This is a genomic window from Paenibacillus sp. J22TS3, assembly GCF_018403205.1.
Lineage (GTDB): Bacteria > Bacillota > Bacilli > Paenibacillales > Paenibacillaceae > Fontibacillus > Fontibacillus tuaregi.
On the sequence record NZ_BOSF01000002.1, the window covers coordinates 66,476 to 87,793 of the forward strand.

General features: G+C 47.3%; 18 protein-coding genes. 13 read left to right on the forward strand and 5 right to left on the reverse strand.

Going from position 1 to position 21,318, the window contains the following annotated elements:
• The first annotated feature begins 70 nt into the window (after positions 1-70).
• The 4 genes from polA to KJS63_RS06240 all read left to right on the forward strand — a co-directional run bounded on the left by polA (position 71) and on the right by KJS63_RS06240 (position 5,045).
• Positions 71-2,737 (forward strand): DNA polymerase I, encoded by a 2,667-nt coding sequence (gene polA / locus KJS63_RS06225; RefSeq protein WP_213618384.1) that lies wholly within the window; start codon positions 71-73, stop codon positions 2,735-2,737.
• 67 nt (positions 2,738-2,804) lie between these two features.
• Positions 2,805-3,656 (forward strand): DNA-formamidopyrimidine glycosylase, encoded by an 852-nt coding sequence (gene mutM / locus KJS63_RS06230; RefSeq protein WP_213618385.1) that lies wholly within the window; start codon positions 2,805-2,807, stop codon positions 3,654-3,656.
• Positions 3,657-3,888: 232 nt separating this feature from the next.
• The gene (coaE, locus tag KJS63_RS06235; RefSeq protein WP_213618386.1) at positions 3,889-4,485 is read left to right on the forward strand and encodes a dephospho-CoA kinase; all 597 of its coding nucleotides are present in this window, start codon (positions 3,889-3,891) and stop codon (positions 4,483-4,485) included.
• Complete coding sequence (locus tag KJS63_RS06240; protein WP_213618387.1) at positions 4,482-5,045, forward strand: lytic transglycosylase domain-containing protein; 564 nt, start codon at positions 4,482-4,484, stop codon at positions 5,043-5,045. The genes coaE and KJS63_RS06240 overlap by 4 nt, the downstream gene beginning before the upstream one ends.
• 65 nt (positions 5,046-5,110) lie before the next feature.
• On the opposite strand, the gene KJS63_RS06245 is transcribed toward KJS63_RS06240, so the two are convergent.
• Complete coding sequence (locus tag KJS63_RS06245) at positions 5,111-5,341, reverse strand: alpha/beta-type small acid-soluble spore protein (protein ID WP_068619894.1); 231 nt, start codon at positions 5,339-5,341, stop codon at positions 5,111-5,113.
• Positions 5,342-5,453: 112 nt separating this feature from the next.
• Here KJS63_RS06245 and nrdR point away from each other — a divergent pair, with 112 nt between their 5' ends.
• The 7 genes from nrdR to KJS63_RS06280 all read left to right on the forward strand — a co-directional run bounded on the left by nrdR (position 5,454) and on the right by KJS63_RS06280 (position 11,047).
• Entirely contained in the window at positions 5,454-5,924 is a 471-nt protein-coding gene (nrdR, locus tag KJS63_RS06250; RefSeq protein WP_068622449.1) for a transcriptional regulator NrdR, read from the forward strand.
• Between the two features lie 25 nt (positions 5,925-5,949).
• Entirely contained in the window at positions 5,950-6,138 is a 189-nt protein-coding gene (locus KJS63_RS06255) for a hypothetical protein (protein WP_213618388.1), read from the forward strand.
• 213 nt (positions 6,139-6,351) lie between these two features.
• The gene (locus tag KJS63_RS06260) at positions 6,352-7,080 is read left to right on the forward strand and encodes a YheC/YheD family protein (RefSeq protein ID WP_213618389.1); all 729 of its coding nucleotides are present in this window, start codon (positions 6,352-6,354) and stop codon (positions 7,078-7,080) included.
• A gap of 42 nt (positions 7,081-7,122) precedes the next feature.
• A complete protein-coding gene (gene aepX, locus KJS63_RS06265) occupies positions 7,123-8,022 on the forward strand; it encodes a phosphoenolpyruvate mutase (RefSeq protein WP_213618390.1) in 900 nt (299 codons plus the stop codon).
• Complete coding sequence (aepY, locus tag KJS63_RS06270) at positions 8,022-9,182, forward strand: phosphonopyruvate decarboxylase (protein WP_213618391.1); 1,161 nt, start codon at positions 8,022-8,024, stop codon at positions 9,180-9,182. Before aepX ends, aepY begins: the two co-directional genes overlap by 1 nt.
• Positions 9,179-10,291, forward strand: coding sequence for a 2-aminoethylphosphonate aminotransferase (locus KJS63_RS06275; RefSeq protein ID WP_213618392.1), 1,113 nt, complete (start codon positions 9,179-9,181; stop codon positions 10,289-10,291). Before aepY ends, KJS63_RS06275 begins: the two co-directional genes overlap by 4 nt.
• A 15-nt stretch (positions 10,292-10,306) precedes the next feature.
• A complete protein-coding gene (locus KJS63_RS06280; RefSeq protein ID WP_213618393.1) occupies positions 10,307-11,047 on the forward strand; it encodes a YheC/YheD family protein in 741 nt (246 codons plus the stop codon).
• Between the two features lie 85 nt (positions 11,048-11,132).
• Here the strand turns inward: KJS63_RS06280 and KJS63_RS06285 are convergent, their stop codons facing one another.
• A complete protein-coding gene (locus tag KJS63_RS06285) occupies positions 11,133-12,311 on the reverse strand; it encodes a glycoside hydrolase family 130 protein (protein ID WP_213618394.1) in 1,179 nt (392 codons plus the stop codon).
• A 5-nt stretch (positions 12,312-12,316) separates the two neighbouring features.
• A complete protein-coding gene (locus KJS63_RS06290) occupies positions 12,317-13,486 on the reverse strand; it encodes an AGE family epimerase/isomerase (protein ID WP_213618395.1) in 1,170 nt (389 codons plus the stop codon).
• Positions 13,487-13,741: 255 nt separating this feature from the next.
• On the opposite strand from KJS63_RS06290, the gene KJS63_RS06295 reads away from it, so the two are divergent.
• A complete protein-coding gene (locus KJS63_RS06295; protein ID WP_244862512.1) occupies positions 13,742-18,049 on the forward strand; it encodes a glycosyl hydrolase in 4,308 nt (1,435 codons plus the stop codon).
• 59 nt (positions 18,050-18,108) lie between these two features.
• Here the strand turns inward: KJS63_RS06295 and KJS63_RS06300 are convergent, their stop codons facing one another.
• Positions 18,109-18,756 (reverse strand): TetR/AcrR family transcriptional regulator, encoded by a 648-nt coding sequence (locus KJS63_RS06300; RefSeq protein WP_213618396.1) that lies wholly within the window; start codon positions 18,754-18,756, stop codon positions 18,109-18,111.
• Positions 18,757-18,950: 194 nt separating this feature from the next.
• On the opposite strand from KJS63_RS06300, the gene KJS63_RS06305 reads away from it, so the two are divergent.
• Positions 18,951-19,709 (forward strand): SDR family oxidoreductase, encoded by a 759-nt coding sequence (locus KJS63_RS06305; protein WP_213618397.1) that lies wholly within the window; start codon positions 18,951-18,953, stop codon positions 19,707-19,709.
• Positions 19,710-19,821: 112 nt separating this feature from the next.
• On the opposite strand, the gene KJS63_RS06310 is transcribed toward KJS63_RS06305, so the two are convergent.
• Positions 19,822-20,865, reverse strand: coding sequence for a substrate-binding domain-containing protein (locus tag KJS63_RS06310; protein WP_213618398.1), 1,044 nt, complete (start codon positions 20,863-20,865; stop codon positions 19,822-19,824).
• Positions 20,866-21,318: the final 453 nt, after the last annotated feature.

Genomic DNA, 21,318 nt, shown 5'->3' on the forward strand with positions numbered 1-21,318 from the left:
AATTTCTTAATCGGACAGCCCTTGTGTTATCATATGAGATAGAACGTAGTACGAAGGATCGAGGTGCAGTATGGAGAAATTAATTCTCATTGACGGCAACAGCATTATTTACCGGGCTTTCTTTGCGATGCCGCCGCTGACCAACTCAAGCGGGATGCATACGAATGCGGTATACGGATTCACCAATATGCTGCTCCGTCTGATTCAGGAAGAGAAACCCACACATATGATGGTGGCTTTCGATGCGGGCAAGGAAACGTTCCGCCATGAAGGCTATCAAGACTATAAAGGAGGGCGTGAGAAGACGCCTCCGGAATTATCTGAACAGTTCCCTATTCTTAAGGATTTGCTGGACAGCTTTGGAATTGCACGCTTTGAGCTTCCAGGTTATGAGGCGGATGATATTATCGGGACGGTCAGCAGACAGGCGGACGAGTCCGGCCGCAAGGTGGTTGTAGTTACCGGGGATAAGGATATGCTTCAGCTTGTCTCCGATAACGTCAAGGTTTCTTTGACGCGTAAGGGCGTGTCAGAAGTTGAACCTTACGGAATCCAGGAAATTCAGGAGCGGTACGGCCTGACTCCGGCCCAGATCGTGGATCTGAAAGGGCTGATGGGAGACACCTCGGACAATATTCCTGGCGTGCCAGGAATCGGGGAGAAGACGGCGCTGAAGCTGCTGCATCAGTTCGGTTCGGTTGAAGAGGTGCTGGCCCGTACGGATGAGCTGAAGGGCAAGCAGAAAGAGAACCTCATTAACCATGCTGAAGATGCGCGGATGAGCAAGCGTCTGGCCACCATATTCCGTGAGGTGCCGCTGGAGCACCTTTGGGATGATATGGTGTTCGGCGGGCTTCAGGAAGAGAAAGCGGCTCCTATGCTGCAGAAGCTGGAGTTCAAATCGCTGCTGGAGCGTCTATCCTTCACGGCTGGGGCGAATCAGGGCGAAGGAGCTTCAGATGAAACAGCTGAAGCTGTTCAGCTTGAGGTTGTTGTAGTGAACGAAGGCACTGTAGGAGAACTGGCCTCACAGCTTAGTGAAATCGACGTGCTGCATGTCGAGACGAACGGGGAGAATCCGCACCATGCGGACATTGTGGGTCTGGTTCTTTCCACTTCGGAGCGTCATTACTATGTTGCTTTTGATTTTATAAAAGAAGAAGCCGGTGAGCCTGTACGCGCGTGGCTTGCCGATTCAGGCACGCCTAAGCGGGGATATGATCTGCACCGGGTGGATCTTGCGCTCCATTGGCATGGAATCCGGTTTGAAGGGGCTTCCTTCGATATCCAGCTTGCCGCCTACCTGCTTGATCCGACGGAGAACAATCAGACCCTTAGCGGCCTGGCTTCCAAATATGGTCTGCCGTTCCTGACGCCGGATGATGAGGTGTTCGGCAAGGGGGCAAAGTATAAAGTGCCGGACGTGGAAGTGCTAAGTGGACATCTGGCCCATAAGGCTGCAGCTGCCCAGAGGATTATTCCATATCAGCAGGAAGAGCTGGAGAAGAACGAGATGAACCGTTTGTTCTTCGAGCTTGAAATGCCGCTTTCCCGAATCTTGGCGGATATGGAGAAGCAGGGAATCTCGGTGAACCGGGATGATCTTGCTGCCTTGGGCAAGGAGTTCGAGGGCCAGATTCAGAAGCTGGTACAGCATATTTATGAGCTTGCCGGTATGGAGTTTAACATTAATTCGCCGAAGCAGCTTGGAGAAATTCTGTTTGACAAGCTGGGGCTTCCTGTGATTAAAAAGACCAAAACGGGTTATTCCACTGATGCGGAGGTGCTGGAGAAGCTTGCCCCTTACCATGATATCGTGCAATCCATCCTGGAATACCGCCAGCTGGCGAAGCTCCAGTCCACTTATGTGGAGGGACTGCTGAAGGAAATCCGGCCGGAGACCGGCAAGGTCCACACGTATTACCGGCAGACCATTGCAGCCACCGGCAGACTTAGCAGCCAGTTCCCGAACCTCCAGAACATCCCGATCCGGATGGAAGAGGGCCGCAAAATCCGTAAGGTCTTTGTCCCATCAGAACCGGGATGGCATATTCTGGCCGCCGATTACTCCCAAATCGAGCTGCGGGTGCTTGCGCATATTTCGGGTGACGAGCGGCTTAAGGAAGCTTTTGTCAACGATATGGACATCCATACGAAGACTGCCAGTGATGTGTTTGGCGTTCCGGCGGAACACGTGGATTCCAATATGCGGCGTTCTGCCAAGGCGGTAAACTTCGGTATTGTATACGGAATCAGTGACTATGGGCTCTCCCAGAACCTGAACATTACCCGTAAGGAAGCGGCCAAGTTCATTGATCAGTACTTTGAAGTGTTCCAGGGAGTCCGGCGCTACATGGAAGATATCGTTAAGGAAGCGAAGCGCGACGGCTATGTGAAGACGCTGCTCGAGCGCCGCAGATATCTGCCTGAGATTAATGCGTCTAACTTCAATTTGCGCTCCTTCGCAGAGCGTACTGCGATGAATACTCCAATCCAGGGCACAGCGGCAGATATCATCAAGCTGGCTATGGTATTGATGAACGATACGCTGCATGAGCATAAGCTGAAGAGCCGCATGCTGCTTCAGGTGCATGACGAACTTGTATTCGAAGTGCCGGAGGACGAGTTGGAGATTATGACCCGTCTCGTGCCGGAGACGATGGAGAAAGCCCTGCCTTTATCTGTACCGCTGAAGGCGGAGGTCAGCAGCGGGCTGAACTGGTATGAGGCGAAATAAAGGTCTAAACGCCATGCCCAGGCCATATCCAGTCCGTTAGAATAGGAAGTACCGAGGTGAATAGATCATGCCGGAATTACCGGAAGTAGAGACAGTCAGAAGAACACTCAGTCAACTGGTGACTGGCAAGACGATTCAGGATGTAACGGTATCCCTGCCGCGGATCATTCAGCGGCCGGACGATATCCAGCAGTTTAGGCTTGAACTTCAGGGACACACTATACTGGAGGTAGGGCGGAGAGGGAAATTTCTGCGAATCATTATGGACGGGCTCGTGCTGGTGTCCCATCTAAGGATGGAGGGAAGATACGGAGTCTACCAGAGTGGTGAACCTGTAGAGAAGCATACCCATGTCATTTTTCACTTCACCGATGGATCGGAGCTCAGATACAAGGATGTCCGCCAGTTCGGCACGATGCATCTGTTCTATCCGGGTGAGGAATTTACCGAGAAACCTCTGGCTAAGCTTGGCCTCGAGCCGCTGGATGAAGGGTTTACCTTCGAGGCATTTAAGGCGGCCGTTGCTTCCCGTAAGACGAAAATCAAACCCGCCCTGCTCAACCAGGAATATGTGGTGGGGCTTGGGAATATTTATGTAGATGAAGCCTTGTTCCGGGCGGGAATTCACCCAGAGAGAATCTGCTCAGAGCTGAAGACGGATGAGCTAAAACGGCTGTACGAAGCGATTGTGCTTACTTTGACCGAGGCCGTCGAAGCGGGCGGATCTTCCATCAAATCTTACGTAAATGGCCAGGGGGAGATGGGCATGTTCCAGCATTCCCTGCAAATTTACGGGCGCAAATCCGCCCCTTGTGTGGTTTGCGGCACTCCTGTGGAGAAGTCGGTGGTTGGGGGGCGCGGAACCCATTTTTGTCCAAGCTGTCAGGTCATGAAGCTTAAGAACAATAAGAAGAAGTAAAGTTACTATATAAAATGAACTTTAGAATTAACCGATCTCAGCGGAGAGGCCGAGTGATTCTGAAGAAGCGTAGCGTCCGCCTTTGTCTCCGAAATGCCCCACTGGATAGTTATTTCAAGGATTTCGGAGACAACAGTGGTCGTAAGAACACTCGGCATCGAAGCGACCTAGAAGTGTATCCTTCATAAGTTCATTTTATATAGGAATGAAGAAGCATTAAAGAGGTGACGAAATGAATATCGGGCTAACCGGCGGAATAGCAACCGGGAAGAGTACAGTTTCCCAAATGCTTGTGAAACGTGGGGCGCTGCTGATTGATGCGGATATTGTAGCCAGGGAAGTGATGCTGCCAGGTCATCCGGTATTGGACGCGGTAGTGGCGCATTTCGGACAAGCGATGCTTCTCCCGGACGGGACACTGAACCGTAAGAAGTTAGGAGAGCATATTTTTGCCCATAAGGAAGAAAGAAAAGTACTCGAAGGGATTACCCATCCTGCGATCCGTGCAGAGATGCGGAGCAGAGCCGCGGCATTGGAGTCCCAGCACCCGGGAAAGCTTATTGTGTCGGATATTCCGCTGCTTTATGAGACGGGCCAGGGAGATTCCTTTGACGAGGTTATGGTAGTGTACATCCCGCGGGAGATGCAGCTTAGCCGGCTTATGAAGCGCAATGATCTGACCCGGGAAGAGGCTCTTGCACGGATATCGGCGCAGATGGATATTGAAGAGAAGAAGAGGCTTGCTGACATTGTTATTGACAATAGTCTGGGGCTGGAGCATACAGAGCAGCAGATTAACCAATTTTGGTTAGGAAAAGGATTATCATGAAGTGGCTGCGTAAGAAGAGGGTGCTGCTTCTGTTGTTTCTGAGTTTTATTGTGTTGATTTTTTTCAACTCCAAGTGGCTGGTGCTATTCTATCCTATATATTATAAAGACGAAATCCGGCATCATGCGGCGGTAAATCACATCGATCCATTCATGGTTGCGGCTATTATTCGGGTGGAGACGAATTATAAGGCTAACCAGGAATCGTCCAAGGGCGCGCTTGGCGTGATGCAGATTATGCCCGATACCGCAAAATGGGTGATCAGCAAGGCGGGTCTGCCGGATGTGTCCTTGGAGAGCCTGAAGCAGGAGCCGGATAAGAACATCCAGATCGGAAGCTGGTATTTGAAGTCTCTTTATGATCAATTCGAAGGTAATGAAATTGCGGTAATTGCGGCTTATAATGCGGGTCCAACGAAGGTGAAGAGCTGGATCAAAAGCGGGAAGTGGGATGGCCGTCTGGAGACGTCCAAGGATATTCCTTTTGGTGAGACAAGACACTATGTACAGCGGGTAGCTCACTATTATGAGCAGTACCAGGATCTCTACAAGGAGTTCTAGGCTTTATTGGAATAGAAAAGAGCATTGAACAGGAGAACCCTGTCCAATGCTCCTCATCTAAAGAACTATTGGCGGAATTGACCAGCCAGTTGCTGCTCAGCCAGGGTTACCAGACGTTTGGTAATAGTACCCCCGATTGAACCGTTCTCATAGGAAGTCAGGTTACCTGCATAACCGTCTTGAGGAAAATTAATACCCAGTTCTTGAGCAACCTCATATTTCAATTGCTCCAGTGCTCCGTTTGCTTGTCTTACGACCAAATCATTACGACTTCCACCGCTGTTGTTTTGAGCCATTGTTGTTCACCTCCCTCCGGTTGGTACAACTATTATGTCTCGTATTTTCAAATATCATTACGGAAATAAAAATGAATTTATTGGCAATCTTAAAGATGAGGGAAGTGATGAATTGAAATGTCCTTACTGCGATTATTTAGGCACCAAGGTCTTGGATTCAAGGCCGGCCAACGATAATCGTTCTATTCGCCGTAGAAGAGAATGTGAGCAGTGCAGCCGCCGGTTCACGACATTTGAGATGGTTGAGGAGACACCTCTGATTGTTGTGAAGAAAGGCGGGAGCCGAGAAGAATTCAGCAGGGAGAAGATGCTGCGCGGGCTGATCCGGGCCTGTGAGAAGCGTCCGGTGTCCGTAGAGCAGCTTGAATCGATCGTATCGGAGGTGGAGAGATCCCTTCGCCACACGGCCATTGCTGAGGTAGAGAGCCGCTATATCGGTGAGCTGGTGATGGAGCAGCTCTATCCTGTGGATGAGGTGGCTTATGTCCGTTTTGCATCAGTATACCGGCAATTCAAAGACATTAACATGTTTATGAAGGAGCTAAAGAGCCTGCTGTCCAAAAATACAGCAGTGGACGATTAAGAAGAATGTAGGTGGAAATTCTAAGATGGGCACAGAGAAGAGTGTGGGATTATCACTTGGATTCCTGGCTGGAACTACATTTGGCAGCGGAATCTCATTCCTGCTGGGCTGGCAATCTTACGATCTGATAATTCTGGTCAGTCTATGCGGCGCAGCCGGTGCACTTGCCGGACTTAAGATTAGTCAGAAGCTGAGCCTTCGGGCTAGACAGTAAATCACTAAAATAACAGCGCAAACCCTGCCTAAGCATTAGGCGGGGTTTTATTTTTCTCCCGTACATATCGAGAATTACGTTCGTGTAGTATTGGATTTACTCAAAAAAAAGTCGAGTAGGTTAATTTTCTAAATGGACAGAGGCCCTCGCAATAGGGTTATTTGATGAATATCCTTTTACATGCACAAAACCCAAAAGAGAAGAGGGATGTCTGTGCCCATCGGAAAAATGAAGAAGCATAAAGAAATGTTAAAGCATCCTGTCTTGCGCCGGTATTTACCTGAAACCCACTGGATGACGGATTCAAGGACCTTACGGATGTTGAAAGCATATTCCTCTGTCTTCATAAAACCTAATCATGGGAGTGGTGGCAGCGGAATTATCCGGGCTAAGCGATTGAAAAAGGGTTATGAGGTTCGTTGTGGTTCAAGTCGGAAGGTGGTTGGATCTCACTCTGTCTTAAAAGTAATAAAATCTTATCGCAAAACTAAACATCGTTATTTGGTGCAGAAAGGACTTCGATTAGCGAAGTATCATGGGGTTATTTTTGATATCCGAATATACTTACAGAAGCCCGCGGGAAAATGGATGATTGCGGGTACCGCTGCCCGTGTAGCTGCACCTCATAAATTCGTAACCAATTATCTTAAGGGAGGGCATGCCGCACCTTTAAGTACAGTACTTTTAAGCCTAACCGGGAATAACCAATCGAAAGTGGATGCCTATCATCGTAAAATAAACAAACTATCCATCGCCATTGCCAAGATCATCAACAAACGGCATTCCATTCGTGAGTTAGGTGTTGATCTTGCTATAGATAAAAAAGGGCGTATTTGGATCATTGAAGCTAATTCACATCCCGGTCATATGTTGTTTACTCAACTTCCCGATCAAACCATGATCAGAACGATTATGCGTAACAAGCAACTTATTCGCGGGTAGATTTCCAATCCGCCCATATTTGAGGGGGAGGAGAAAGTCACAATGAAAAAAACAAAGCGGCTTAGAAAACTTATCAATTCTAAAAAGCTGGAGTTTATCATGGAGGCCCATAATGGTCTGTCTGCCAAAATCGTGGAAGAGACAGGATTTAAAGGAATCTGGGCTAGCGGGCTGTCCATTTCTGCAGCGATGGGAGTAAGGGATAACAATGAAGCCTCCTGGACTCAAGTTTTAGATGTTCTGGAATTTATGAGTGACGCCACCTCCATTCCGATTTTGTTGGATGGAGATACGGGGTATGGTAACTTCAACAATGCAAGACGTCTTGTGAAAAAGCTGGAGCAGCGCAATATAGCAGGCGTTTGCATCGAAGATAAGCAATTCCCTAAAATGAATTCATTCATTAACGGTCAGCTGCAGCCTATGGCTGATATCGATGAGTTCTCCGGAAAGATTAAGGCGATGAAAGATACACAAAACGATGATGATTTTGTGGTTGTGGCCAGAGTGGAAGCGTTTATTACAGGGAGGGGACTAGAAGAGGCGCTGAAGCGGGCAGAAGCCTACCGGAAGGCGGGTGCGGATGCCGTGTTGATACACAGCAAAAGATCGGACATCGCTGAGATCGAAGCATTCATGAAGGAATGGGCAGGCCGATTGCCGGTAGTCATTGTCCCTACAAAGTATTATATGACTCCAACCTCAAAGTTTCAGGAGTTGGGGATTAGTCTTGTTATTTGGGCCAACCATAATTTGAGGTCTTCCATTGAAGCCATGAAAAATATATCTGCCCGAATATACCGGGATGAGAGCCTAGTCCAAATTGAAAAGGACGTAGCTTCACTTGAAGAAGTATTCAGACTTCAAGGAGTAGAAGAGCTGGAAGCTGCGGAAGAACAATATCTCCCATCGTCGGAGCAGGATTTGGATGAGCGCATATAATGGATACGAAGCTGTTTGGCAAAGAGCTGTGGAAATTAGGTTTTACTTTTTTTAGCGGTGTGCCATGCTCCTTCTTGAAAAGCCTGATCAATTTTGCCATCAATGAATGCGATTATGTTGCTGCTGCTAACGAAGGAGATGCGGTTGCTATTGCATCCGCTGCTTATATAGGAGGAAAGAAGCCGGTTGTTCTTATGCAAAATTCAGGACTGACTAATGCCGTTTCGCCATTAACCTCCCTCACTTACCCTTTTCGTATACCGCTGCTTGGATTTGTCAGCCTTCGCGGAGAACCAGGTATCCCTGACGAGCCTCAGCATGAATTGATGGGCAGGATCACAACGCAGATGCTGAATTTAATGAATGTGGAATGGCAGTATCTCTCCAACGATTTGGAGGAGGCTAAGAATCAACTTGCTTTCGCTAATGAGCAAATTTCCCGGAATCGGGCGTTCTTTTTTGTTGTTAAGAAAGGGACCTTTGACAAAGAGCCTTTGAAAAAACAACAAGTCACTGTCCACTTAAACCAGGTTAGAAAGCTTGCTCACACGGACAATCAAATGCCTACGAGGTATGATGCATTGTCTGTAATTAACTCGTTGAAAGACAACAATACTGTACAGCTCGCAACAACTGGTAAAACCGGGCGTGAGTTATATGAAATTGAAGATGCCAGCAATAATCTGTACATGGTAGGTTCTATGGGGTGCATAAGCTCTTTCGGGCTGGGGTTGGCCTTGAGTCAACCAAGCAAGAACATCGTCGTGATTGATGGAGACGGGTCTCTGCTGATGCGTATGGGAAGCCTTGCGACAAACGGGTATTACAATCCAAACAATATGATTCATATTCTGCTCGATAATAACGCCCATGAATCAACTGGCGGACAAAGCACGGTGTCCCATAATATCGATTTCATTAATATTGCCGCCTCCTGCGGATATACAAATTCCATCTATGTTCACAATCTAGAAGAACTAAAGGCCTCTTTGCAAGAATGGAAAGACACTAAAGGCCTTACTTTCGTGCATATGAAAATTTCGAAATACTCTAAGGAGAAGCTTGCCCGCCCTCTAATGAAGCCTCACGAAGTAAGAGAACGTCTGCAGCGTTTTATTCATAATATTCCTTTGGAAGATAAGGATGTGGGGAGTTCATGAGTTCTTCTGTAAAGAAAACGATTTTGCTTACCCCAGGCCCGGTAACTACTACAGAAAGTGTCAAATGGTCGCAGGTAGTTCCGGATATTTGCCCTCGTGAGGCCGTGTTTGGCGAGATTATGGAGTATATTTCTACCGAGCTTACTCAGTTGGTTGCGGATCCAGATCACTATACGGCCATTTTATTTGGTGGATCGGGTACTGCAGCGGTAGAATCCATGATCAGTTCAGTCCCAGACAAGGATGCTGTGATTATTGTGAGTAATGGCGCTTATGGGAAACGGATGTGCGAGATCGCTGAGGTCTATGGATTGGATTATTTAGAATTCAAAAGCCCTCCCGATGAGGAAGTTAATCTGCTTGATTTAGAAAGATATATCCAGTCTTCCAACCGCACCATCTCTCATCTTGCCGTCGTACATCATGAGACCACAACCGGTCTGCTTAACAAGGTGAAAGATATCGGGAATTTATGCAAAAAGTATCACATTGAGATGATTGTGGATGCCATGAGCTCTTTTGCAGCTATTCCGATTCAGATGAAGGAAATGAACATTTCTTATTTGGCGGCCAGTTCCAATAAGAACCTACAGGGAATGGCCGGGGTTTCGTTCGTGATCGCAGAAAGAAGCAAGTTGGAGACATTAAAAGACAAGAAGCCGAGAAGTTATTATTTGAATTTGTATGCTCAATACAAATACTTTGCGGAACATCGGCAAATGCGGTTTACACCACCTGTACAAACCTTATATGCGCTGAAGCAGGCGATTGAGGAATTAAAGCAAGAAGGGATAGAGAAGAGGTACGAAAGATACATTACATCCTGGAAAACCTTGATTAGCGGATTAGCAAGATTAGGTCTAACCTATATTGTCCCCGAAGAGCACCATTCCAAGATCATCACTTCCATTCATGAGCCTGATTGTGCGGGTTATGATTTTAAATCTATGCATGACTTTTTTTACAGTAAAGGCATTATGATTTATCCCGGCAAGCTTGAACAGCTAAATACGTTCCGGATTGCCAATATAGGTGACATCACATATAAGGAAATTGAATTGTTTTTGGAATTGCTTGAAAGCTATCTCAGCAGCATTGAGTGTGGATGAGAAAGGTGGAGTTCCATGGCATCGGCAACAAAAAATAAATGGTTAAAGTATTTATACTTGAAAAGCTATCCCCCGCTAACGCGTTACGTTCCCAAAACAAAACTTATGAGCCGTCACGCTTTCTGGAAACTTCTCAAAAAATACAGGCATGTTATCGTTAAGCCAGTATGGGGGAGCCGTGGCCGGGGTGTTATTCAAGTCTCCTATTTAGGAGGAGGGAAGTACGCCGTTCATTATGAGAAAGAAATAATGATTATAAATGGAAAATCAGATACCTATCGTTATATTAGACGAAAAATTGGATCTGCCAGTTATATGGTTCAACGCAGAATTAATCGTCCAACCATAGATAGCCGTCCCTTTGATATGAGGGTCATCATTCAGCGGAAAAGACACTCACCGAAGTGGGTGGTCACAGGAAAGGTGATCAAAGTTGCAGGTGAGGGTTATATTGTTTCCAACAATACGCGGAGTAAGGGATCGCTGTATGAGTTTGGAACCGGAATTCGTCACTCAACTCTTAATCACCTGTCTGTCAAAAAGTTGGAATCCCGTATTGATCGCATTTCCATACGTTCCGCGAAGAGATTAAGAGCTTTTTTCCCCGGGCACCGTATGTATGGGCTAGATATTGCAACAGATCAAAAAGGGCGAATTGCGATTATAGAAGCCAATCTGTATCCAGCTAGGTCCCATTTTCGTAAGCTGAGCAATAAGTCGATGTATCGCCGCATTACGAGATATAAGCTAGGATAGGTAAGAATTCAGTATTAGAAGAACCAGTCGAGGCTCCCATCTGAGTGGGAGCCTTAACTGTTATGAATAAATTAATACATTATGTTTATTTGTTCTTCAACAAGGCTTCATTTTGTTCAATCAAGCTCTTCCGCTGAAGTGCATTGTCCAGGGACCGGTACGGATCTTCAGGAGTATTAAAGGTGTAATCAATCAGTTTCTCAACCGTGGTGGTTGCCACATGGATACGGGTGTCACTGGAGGCGTAATAGATAAAGACCTCGTTGCGCTCATTTACGACTGCGCCATTGCAGAAGATTACGTTCGACACGTCACCCACACGCTCATCATCGTAAGGTGCGATGAAATGGCCACCGGGCTTGGCGATGATCCGGGTTGGATCTTCCAGGCTTGTTGCAAAAGTGTAAAGAACATAGCGCAGGCCTGCAGCCGTATTCCGCACACCGTGAGCGATATGAATCCATCCCTTATCCGTCTTGATTGGGGCAGGTCCCTGTCCATTCTTCACTTCATAGACGGTGTGATATCTGCGTTCATCAATAATATCTTCCTGATCAATAACCGGGTTCAGAATATCATCACACAGTCCAAAAGCAATGCCGCCGCCAGAGCCAGTGGAGATGAAACCATCCTGAGGCCGGGTATAAAAGGCGTATTTGCCCTTAACATATTCCGGATGAAGAACAACGTTGCGCTGCTGCGGAGATTTCGTCTGGATATTCGGAAGGCGCTCCCAAGTTTTTAGATCCCTGGTTCTTACAAAGCCAGCTTGTGCCACTGCACTGGAGGTATCAAATGGGGCTGCCTCAGGGTCTTTGCTCTCTGAGCAATAAATTCCGTAAATCCAGCCATCCTCATGAAGGACAAGACGCATATCGTACATATTCGTCTCTGCCGCATCCACATCCTCCCAGGTTAGCGGGGTATCGATAAACCGGAAGTTATCCAAGCCATTATCGCTTTCCGCCAGGGCGAAGATGGATTTGCGGTCAAGGCCCTCGGTTCTGACCACCAGATAGTATTTGCCGTTAAAATAAATCGCCCCCGGATTTAACGTGGCGTTAATCCCGAGTCTTTCCATGAAGTGCGGATTCGTCTCCGCATTCAGATCAAATCTCCAGTGAATGGGAACATGATGGCGGGTAATCACCGGATATTTATACCGGTCGTACACACCATTGTAGAATTCTTCATTCAATTCATTCTTGCGAGTGATTAGCTGCTCCTGCTTGGCCAGGATCTCATTGTATTTTGGATGTATCATTTGATTTAGTTCACCCTTTCGATAATTTCGAGACAAAAGCGGCTGTTATGATAAGGGCATTTCCAGGCCCCGTTGATTTCTCTTGCTGTCGGGGTGCCATCCGGTTCGATGGACCAGTACCATTCCCCGCCATTCCGCTTGTCCACAAGGTTGTTCTTAATATAGGACCATAACTGATCAGCCAGCTTTAGGAATCTTGAATCTTGTGTCCGCTCATAAGCGTTGTAAAATCCGACGATGGCCTCGGCCTGCACCCACCAAACACGGGTCTTGTCTAGGTGATCCCTTTCCTGTTCATTCATCATAGAACCATCTTCCTGCATGGCGTGATCGGCAATGTTGTACGCGATATCAATCACCATCTGCACATACTCAGGTTTATCCAGTTTGAGGGTTCTCAGCGTCTGATCCATCAGCCAGCTGGCTTCAATATCATGACCGAATGATTTGAGATCAAGCAAGGAGTTCCATTTGCTGTCAAAGAATACGCCAAGGAACTTCGTCTCGGCATTGTAGACTTTGGAATACAGAATTTCCAGCAAGTTCTCTAATGCTGACCGCACCTTTGAATCCGGCCACACGGTGAACAGATTGGTATACGCTTCCAAAACATGAATATGGGTATTCATGGTGATATCAGCTATAACCCCATTCTCGCTTAACATCTCATTCGGGGTTTCTTTCCAATGGCGGTCGAACTCCTCTTTGTAAGCATTGATCTCTGCATCAAAACCAAGCTCTTCAACCAAATGAAATAACTGCTTGGCCAGATCCAAAGCTTCCGCATCTCCGGACGCCTTGTAATACTCACTAAGTGCGTAAATCCCAAAGGACTGGGTGTAAACATGTTTGCGTGTGTCCTTCGGGTTCCCCTGGTAATCCACCATCCAATACAAACCGCGGAATTCATGATCAATAACCTTATCTTTAAGAAACTTATAAGCATGGGTTGCATAAGGCAGGTACTTCTCTTGCTTGGTGATGACGTAAGCGGAAGAGAACGCCCATAGAATACGGGATGCGGCTATTCCGCCTTTATCCGCCTCATGATCGGTTTGCAGTCCATAATTCACTTCACCGTAGAATCCGCCATACGTGTCATCTTTAAGTGCTGACCAGAAAGGAAGGATATGTTCATGAAGCTCCCTGGATACTTCTGTTTTTAATGTTTGCAAATGAAGTTCACACCTTTTTTTGTAAAGTAAACGATAACTTTATATTTAGATTCTAAAGCTCTAAATTCTTTATGTCAATTTATATTATTGAAGAGTGGTTGAGAAAAGAAAAGGCTTGAATACCCCATGAACATAAGGTGGAAAGGCAAATATTCTGGATTGGTATTGACGGGTAAACGCTTTCAATATAAAATCTTTCTAAGTTTACCGTTAACCTAATAAAAATGAAAAAGTGAAAGGGGTTAGTTTATGAAGATGAGGAAGATAATCTCCGCCTCCACAGCGGCCATGCTTGTGCTCTCACTGCTGTCGGCATCCGGCAGTGCCTTTGCGGTTGAAGGGAGCGCGGCTGCCAAATCCTCTGCGCCCAGCGGACATTGGGCAGCAAGCAGCATTGAAAGATGGAAATCCAGCGGTCTCATCCAGGGGTATCCGGGTGGAGCTTTTCTTCCCAATCAGAAATTGACAAGGGCCGAGTTCGCCACCCTGCTTAATAGGATGTTCGGTTATTATGAGAAATCCGTACAGCCATTCTCAGACGTGTCTGCCGGTGCCTGGTACTCGGATGCGCTATCCCTGGCGAAGCAGGCCGGTTATTATCAAGGATTCGAGAATAATGAGGCCCGGGCGAACACAGAGATCACCCGCCAGGATGCAGCGGTTTTACTTGTAAGAGCATTTCAGCTCAAGGGGAATGGGAGCGGCCTTAAATTTACGGATCAGGCACAAATCAAACCCTATGCCAAGGATGCCGTTCAAGCTCTGCAATCATATGTAAGCGGTTACCCTGATGGCTCGTTTAGACCGGATGCTCCTATAACCAGAGCTGAAGCCGCTGTGCTGGTTGATAAGCTGGCCCGCGGCTACTATTCAGCGCCTGGTCCTGTCGAGGGCGGGAACATCCAAGGGAACGTGGTAATTAATCATGATGGTGTAATCCTGAAGGATACAACAATTTCCGGCAACCTGTATCTTTCTTCCGGAATTGCAAATGGCGAGGTCACGCTGGATAACGTGACGGTACTGGGGACAACCTTTGTAGCTGGTGGCGGAGATCATTCGGTAATCATTCATAACTCTAAGCTTGGTAATGTTGATGTTAACCGCAAGGAAGGGAGTGTGAGAGTGCTGACCACAGGCACTACCCGGATCGAACAGTTGATTGTGAACAGCAAATCCAGACTGGACCTCGGTACGGGAGTCGCTATCAGCCATATTCAGGTCAATCAGCCCCTGGATCTCACTTGCGCCAGCGCCGCAACCATCGGCAAGCTTGAGATCTTCGGTACAGCCGAGGGTACAACGATTAATGCCCAAGGTACGATTACCTTATCGACCAATCAGTCGAAGCAGGTCGTCGTTAATGGGAAATCAGCTCCGATAGGGGATTTCAGTATTACAAATGGCCAACTGGTAGCCGGTGGAAGTACAGCAGCCGCTTCTCCAGGTTCTGGAACTGGCAGCAGTGGCGGAACGCCTGCATCTCCGGGCAGCGGCAGTGGCGGTGGAACCGGTGGAGACAATGGTCCGGCTGCCAGAGTGGCAAATCTTGTGGATGCCGAGGCTTCGGACAGCACACGTTCATTGTTTGCTTACTTGGCGGACACCCGCGGGAAGCAGGTGCTTTTTGGGCATCAGCATGCTACAGATGTGGGATTATCCTTCAGCGAGACAACCGCCAGTGGGACGAAATCGGATGTCCTGAATTCGGTTGGCGATTTCCCGGCTGTATACGGATGGGACACGCTGAGCCTGGAAGGGAAGGAGAAGCCAGGAGTGAGCGGCGATCCGGCCAAGAGCCGGGAGAACTTGGCGGACTTGATGAAGAAGGCGCACAACAATAACGGAATGATTACGCTGAGTGCGCACATGCCGAATTTTGTCACCAAAGGCAGCTTTAATGATACGAAGGGCAGTGTGGTGGAGCACATTTTACCAGGCGGGGATAAGAATGCCGAATTTAATTCTTATCTTGACCAAGTCGCTGAGCTTGCGAATCATTTGAAGGATGATCAAGGCAAGCTGATTCCGATTATGTTCCGGCCGTTTCATGAGCAGAACGGCGGCTGGTTCTGGTGGGGAGCCCAGACGACCACCAAGAGTGAATATGTTGAAATATTCAGATACACCGTAGAATACCTGCGGGATATGAAGCATGTGCACAATCTGCTGTACGTATATTCGCCTAACGGATCATTCAGTGGATCAGAATCGAAGTACTTGGCCACTTATCCGGGAGATGACTATGTCGATATTCTGGGCATGGACCAATATGATAATCAGGATTCACCAGGGGCCGATGGGTTCCTGAAAGGTCTGGTCAGCGATCTGGCCATGATCTCCAGACTGGCCGATTCCAAAGGCAAAATCGCAACGTTCTCCGAGTTCGGTTATAGCCCAAGCGGGATGAAGACCTCAGGCAACAAGGACTTGCAGTGGTTCACAAAACTTCTGAACGCAATCAAGAGTGATCCGGATGCAAAGCGGATCGCCTACATGCTGACCTGGGCCAACTTTAATCTAAACGGCAACCTGTTTGTACCTTACAAGGATGCCGGTGAGCTAGGCAGTCATGAGCTGCTGCCGGACTTCATCAAATTTTACGATGATCCTTATACCGCGTTTGGCAGGGAAGTGGGCAATTTGTCTAGAGCAGCGGTAAAGGCAGGTCCCGAAAAACCGTTCATGCATATCGCCTCCCCGGTAGACCAGGCCACGGTTAGATCGGCTTCCATCAAGATCAGGGCTAGAGTGCTTCATGAGCAGCCGTCCAAGGTGACTTTTGCCGCTGATGGATCGAATGAGGAAGTCCCAATGACCTGGGATGCTGCTGAAGGTTATTACACCACAAGCTGGACACCGGATGCCTCCCTAAACGGCAAGACGGCAGCATTTACTGTGAGGGTGTATGATGCGAATGGAGCTCTCCAGCCGCAGCTGACCCAGACGAATACGGTATTTGTAAAGATTGAGGAAGCTTTGCTGAAGGAGTATACGTTTGAATCGGGTATTGGGGGAATTAGCAATAACGGAACCTGGTCGGGGCTAAATAATAATCCAACATCCATTGAACTGAATACAAGCCAAGCTGTCTTTGGCGGGGATGGGGCGCTTAAGCTGGATGTGACCGGATTGGATGCGGCTGATACCTGGCAGGAGCTCAAGCTGGGCCTAACTGATCTCGGACCCGAGCTGCCTAAAGAGGTAAAGCGGGTGAAATTTAATGCTTATATCCCGGTGGAACTAGGATCGGAGAATGTGGATGCAAATGTCCGTGCACTTGTGCAGCTGCCGCCTGATTATTCAGACGCCGGAAAGTTTGGGCTGACTACAACGATGAAGAAACTGTCAGATCTGGCGAAGACGGAGGATCAGAGGCATTACATATATCCGGTATCTATTGATGTGACGGATGCGAAGATTTCCGGACAGGCTGAAGGGCTGGCGTTCTCCCTAGTGGGAAACGGGCTTGCCGGTTCCGGTTCGGTCTTCCTGGATGATCTTCAGCTGTTCAGTATCTATCAGGAGCCTGTATCTGATCCTGCGGTAGTGGATGATTTTGAAGGTTATCAAGGGTTGTCGGACGCTGCGGCCGCCAAGTATATTTCCCAGGGAGACGGAGCAAAAATATCACTCGTAGCGGATAAGAAACAGACTGGCGATTACGGAGCAGCTTACGAATACACGCTTGCAGCCCAGACCTATGCCGGTGTATCCAAAACCCTGAATGATGTGGATTGGTCCGGATTCAACCAGCTTGAGGCTTGGATCAAGCCGGATGGGAAAGGACAGAAGCTGGTTATCCAGATTCATGTCAGTGACGGCGATTATGAGTATTATCCGGATACCAAGACGGATGAGGGCCGCCTGGAGAAGATGGACTTCCTTAAATTTGTACCTGTACATGGCGCATCGGGGACACTAACCAAAGAGAAGCTTAAGGGTGTGAGCAAATTCTCGATTTATACCAATTCGGTAGATGGGTTTACTGGAACCGGTACGATGTTCTTTGATGATATCAAAGCCGTATACGATCAAGCAGCTGGAACCATTCCAGACGGAGGTGGCGGATCTGGTGGTGGGCATGTACCGGGAATTTTATATAATTTCGAGTCGGACACGCAAGGTTGGGAATTGAATGATAATCAGGCAAGCGCCAAGACGCCATCTGTAACCTCAGATGTGTATGCAGAAGGAAAGCAGGCGCTGCAGTCGGCCTTTACCCTAAGCAAAGGTGGCTCGTTTGAATTGAAGAATGATGCACAGCTGGATCTGTCGGGGATTAAGGCGGTTACGCTCAAAGTGAAGTTGTCTGCGGGAACTGCCGCAGCACGGCTTTATATCAAGACAGGAAGCGGCTGGACCTGGTATGATAGCGGACTGCCGGAGACGGCAAATGTGGACAGCGCGAGCGATGGCTTCACGACAATCACGCTGCCGCTGGATCAGGTGAAGGACTTGAACCAGGTTAAATCCATGGGCCTCAAGCTGGAATCCTTCACGGGGACCGGAGAGGCTATCCTCTACATGGATGATGTCGCCCTTGTGGGAGTAGGAGAGTAATAACTAAAAACATAGGCAGGAGGCGGCAATGCTTTGCTGCCTCCTGCTGCATTTTCCGGTCATAGATTAGGCTTCCCGTTAGTACCTTTACCTGTCCCTAGTTCGGAAAAATTCGGCCTAAGAGAGGGGCTTACGAGACTGGTTTTTATAATCGCAAGCAGCTGATCCGCCATGTAGCCGGCACTGTGCTTGAATCCGCCGCTGACCCACTCGATAATCATGCCCAGGATGGCGTAAGCATGATAGCTGGCTTGAAGCTCTTGGTTAATTGCGGGGCTTATCCGGTAACCACCCAAATCCTGTAAGGTCAAGTCTCTTAATACGCTGCAAATTCGATTCTGGAATCCTGCAAAGGCGTTGGAGCGCACAATAAGGGTGTAGAAGCTTGCATGCAGCTCGACATGTTCAAATACTTTGATGCCTGATGAAGTCAGCTTGGTTACATCGAATACTTCGATGCCCTGGTAAGGCTCGCGGTAAGAAGCAATGAGATCTGTAATGACATCGTCAATGATTTCCTGTAATAGATCCTCTTTGTATTGATAATGCTTGTAAAAAGTGCCGCGGTTGAGATCTGCCAAGTGTACGATGTCGGTGATGGATATTTCCTTGAACTCCTTTGTCTGCATTAGACTAAGCAGTGATTCCTTAAGGGCCTTTTTGGACTTTTTAATTCTTCTATCGATAGCTGTTGTTTGATTGGGCATAGGGAAGGGACTGCCTCCTTGGGAAATAACGAACACTTGCCCGGGTAAGTGTTAATTAGTAAACAATATCCAATGAATTTGCATATTGATGCCGGGGAATTGAAGTTATTATACTATAGATGAATGTTTGTTAACGAACATTTGTTTATTAAATTTAGATGTAAACGTATTCACTCGGGAATTGGAGGACTAATATGAGACTTCAGAATCAAGTTGCGGTAGTTACCGGGGCGGCTTCCGGTATGGGCAAAGCGATTGCGCTGGTATATGCACAGGAGGGCGCAAAGGTGATCGTATCTGACATCAATTCAGATGCGGCGAACGGTGTGGTAGAAGAGATTAAAGCTAAGGGCGGCGAAGCCATAGCGGTGACAGCTAACGTTGCCAAAGAGGAAGATATCCAGAACTTGATTGACACAGCTGTGGAGCAATTTGGTACGGTGGATATTCTCGTTAACAATGCGGGAATTATGGACAATTTTGAAGCAGCCGGAGATATTCGTGATGACGTATGGGAGCGGGTCTTTGCTGTTAATACAACAAGTGTTATGCGTGCAACACGTAAAGTGCTGCCCATCTTTTTGGAGAAGCAAAAAGGGGTTATTGTGAATGTAGCCTCGGCAGGTGGACTATATGGGGCACGCGCAGGTGCAGCCTATACAGCTTCTAAACACGCGGTAGTGGGGTTCACCAAGAATACCGGTTACATGTATGCGAAGCAGGGAATCCGCTGTAACGCCATTGCACCCGGTGGGGTAGAGACGAACATCGGTGCTTCCATGACCAATATTAATGAATTCGGGATGGGCCGCACACAGGTTGGGCTGGGTCTTAATCCGCGGATAGGGAAGTCTGAGGAGATTGCGCAGGTTGCGTTATTCCTGGCCTCCGATGAATCGAGCTTTGTAAATGGTACGGTAATCACAGCAGATGCGGGTTGGACCGCGTATTAATCAGTTCAATTAAGAAAAACAACACAAAACCTCGTCAAAGCTGACGAGGTTTTGTGTTGTATAGATTTACTCCCAAAACTCCCAAAACTCCCAAAGCTCCCAAGGATCATCTTTAACCTGCAAAAGATTGCTGTTTCTCATCCTGAGTCTGGTCCAGATTGCCAACGGAGTCACGATAGATGATCTTGCCCTGCACGAGGACACGACCGAACCGTTTGGTAGGATTCGTGACCTTCTGCATGATCGAGTTCACCGAGGTGGTTGCCATCTGCTCAATGTCCACTTCAACCGTTGTTAAATTGGGCACGGTCAGCGTGGCATAGATATCGTTATCGAATCCGACGACAGAGCAGTCTGCGGGAACGCTGTACCCCAAGGCTTTTAGCTTGTCGGTGAGCAGGTAAGCCACCTGGTCACAGTTGCAGACAAAGGCGGTTGGAAGCTGCTCAGGAACCTGGATGTCAATATATTTGCCGCGCTCGTCGCGGTCATTAATAATATATTCATTCTTGAGCGGGATATTGTGCTCCAACAAAGATTTGTAGTAACCGAGAAAGCGGTCTTGAATACTGCTTGTGGAATGGATGTTACCCACATAAGCAATGTTCTTATGACCATTACGGATAAGATAATTGGTAATTTCATACGAGCCATAAAAGTTATCCGTGATTACGGAGTCAATATCCGCATGCTCGTCATAGAAATCCGTAAAGATCTTTGGCAGATCCATGCTCTGAATAATTTCAATGTACTCCTTGCTGATTTGCCCAAGGACAATGATTCCATCGACCTTCTTCTCCGAATAGATTCTTGGAAGATTCAACTGATCCTCGTCTTCACTGTTCAGTATATTAAGAATGCCGTAATAGCCATAGCTGTCCAGCAGACTGGAAATATGCTGATACACTCTCAAATAGAAGGATTGGGCCAGCCCGGTGAACCGTTCGGGAATGATCACGCCTATGTTATAAGACAGGCCCTCCTTCATGGATTTGGCGGTTGTATTATAGCGGTAATTCATTTCTGCGGCAACCTTCTTGATCTTGGCTTTAAGCTCATCACTTACGCCTTCTTTATCCCCTAAGGCTTTGGAAACCGTAACGCTGCTCACACCCAGCTTCATGGCTATGTCCCGCATAGTAACATTGTTCTTCATCCGATCACCACCACCTGTTCATAGCTGATCTCATTACCAAATCACCTAAATAATCAATCCTAGTATACATTCTAACTTGCGGATGTTAAAGAATAAATCCTATAAGTTAGTGGATAATACCCGTAACTATCAAATGATCTTTAAATGCGGGTAAGTTAGGTTATCTAAAGTTATGTTTACCGTTAACTTATAGTGATATTCTAATTACCCCTAAATTTTTTGTCAATGTGTAAGGAAATGAGCGAAGTAAGCAGCGTTTGTTTTTATGAGTAAAACAATAAAAACACAGCCAATTTTGATGAAAAAGCCTTGATATTAAAGGTTTTTTCTTTTGACTGAAAAAGCTAATAAAAAACGTCAAAAAAAATTAATTGACGGGTAAGCGCTAACAATGTAATATCAATTTGTAACTTAAACGATAACTTAACAAAAGTTAAAGAGAGGGGTTCATAA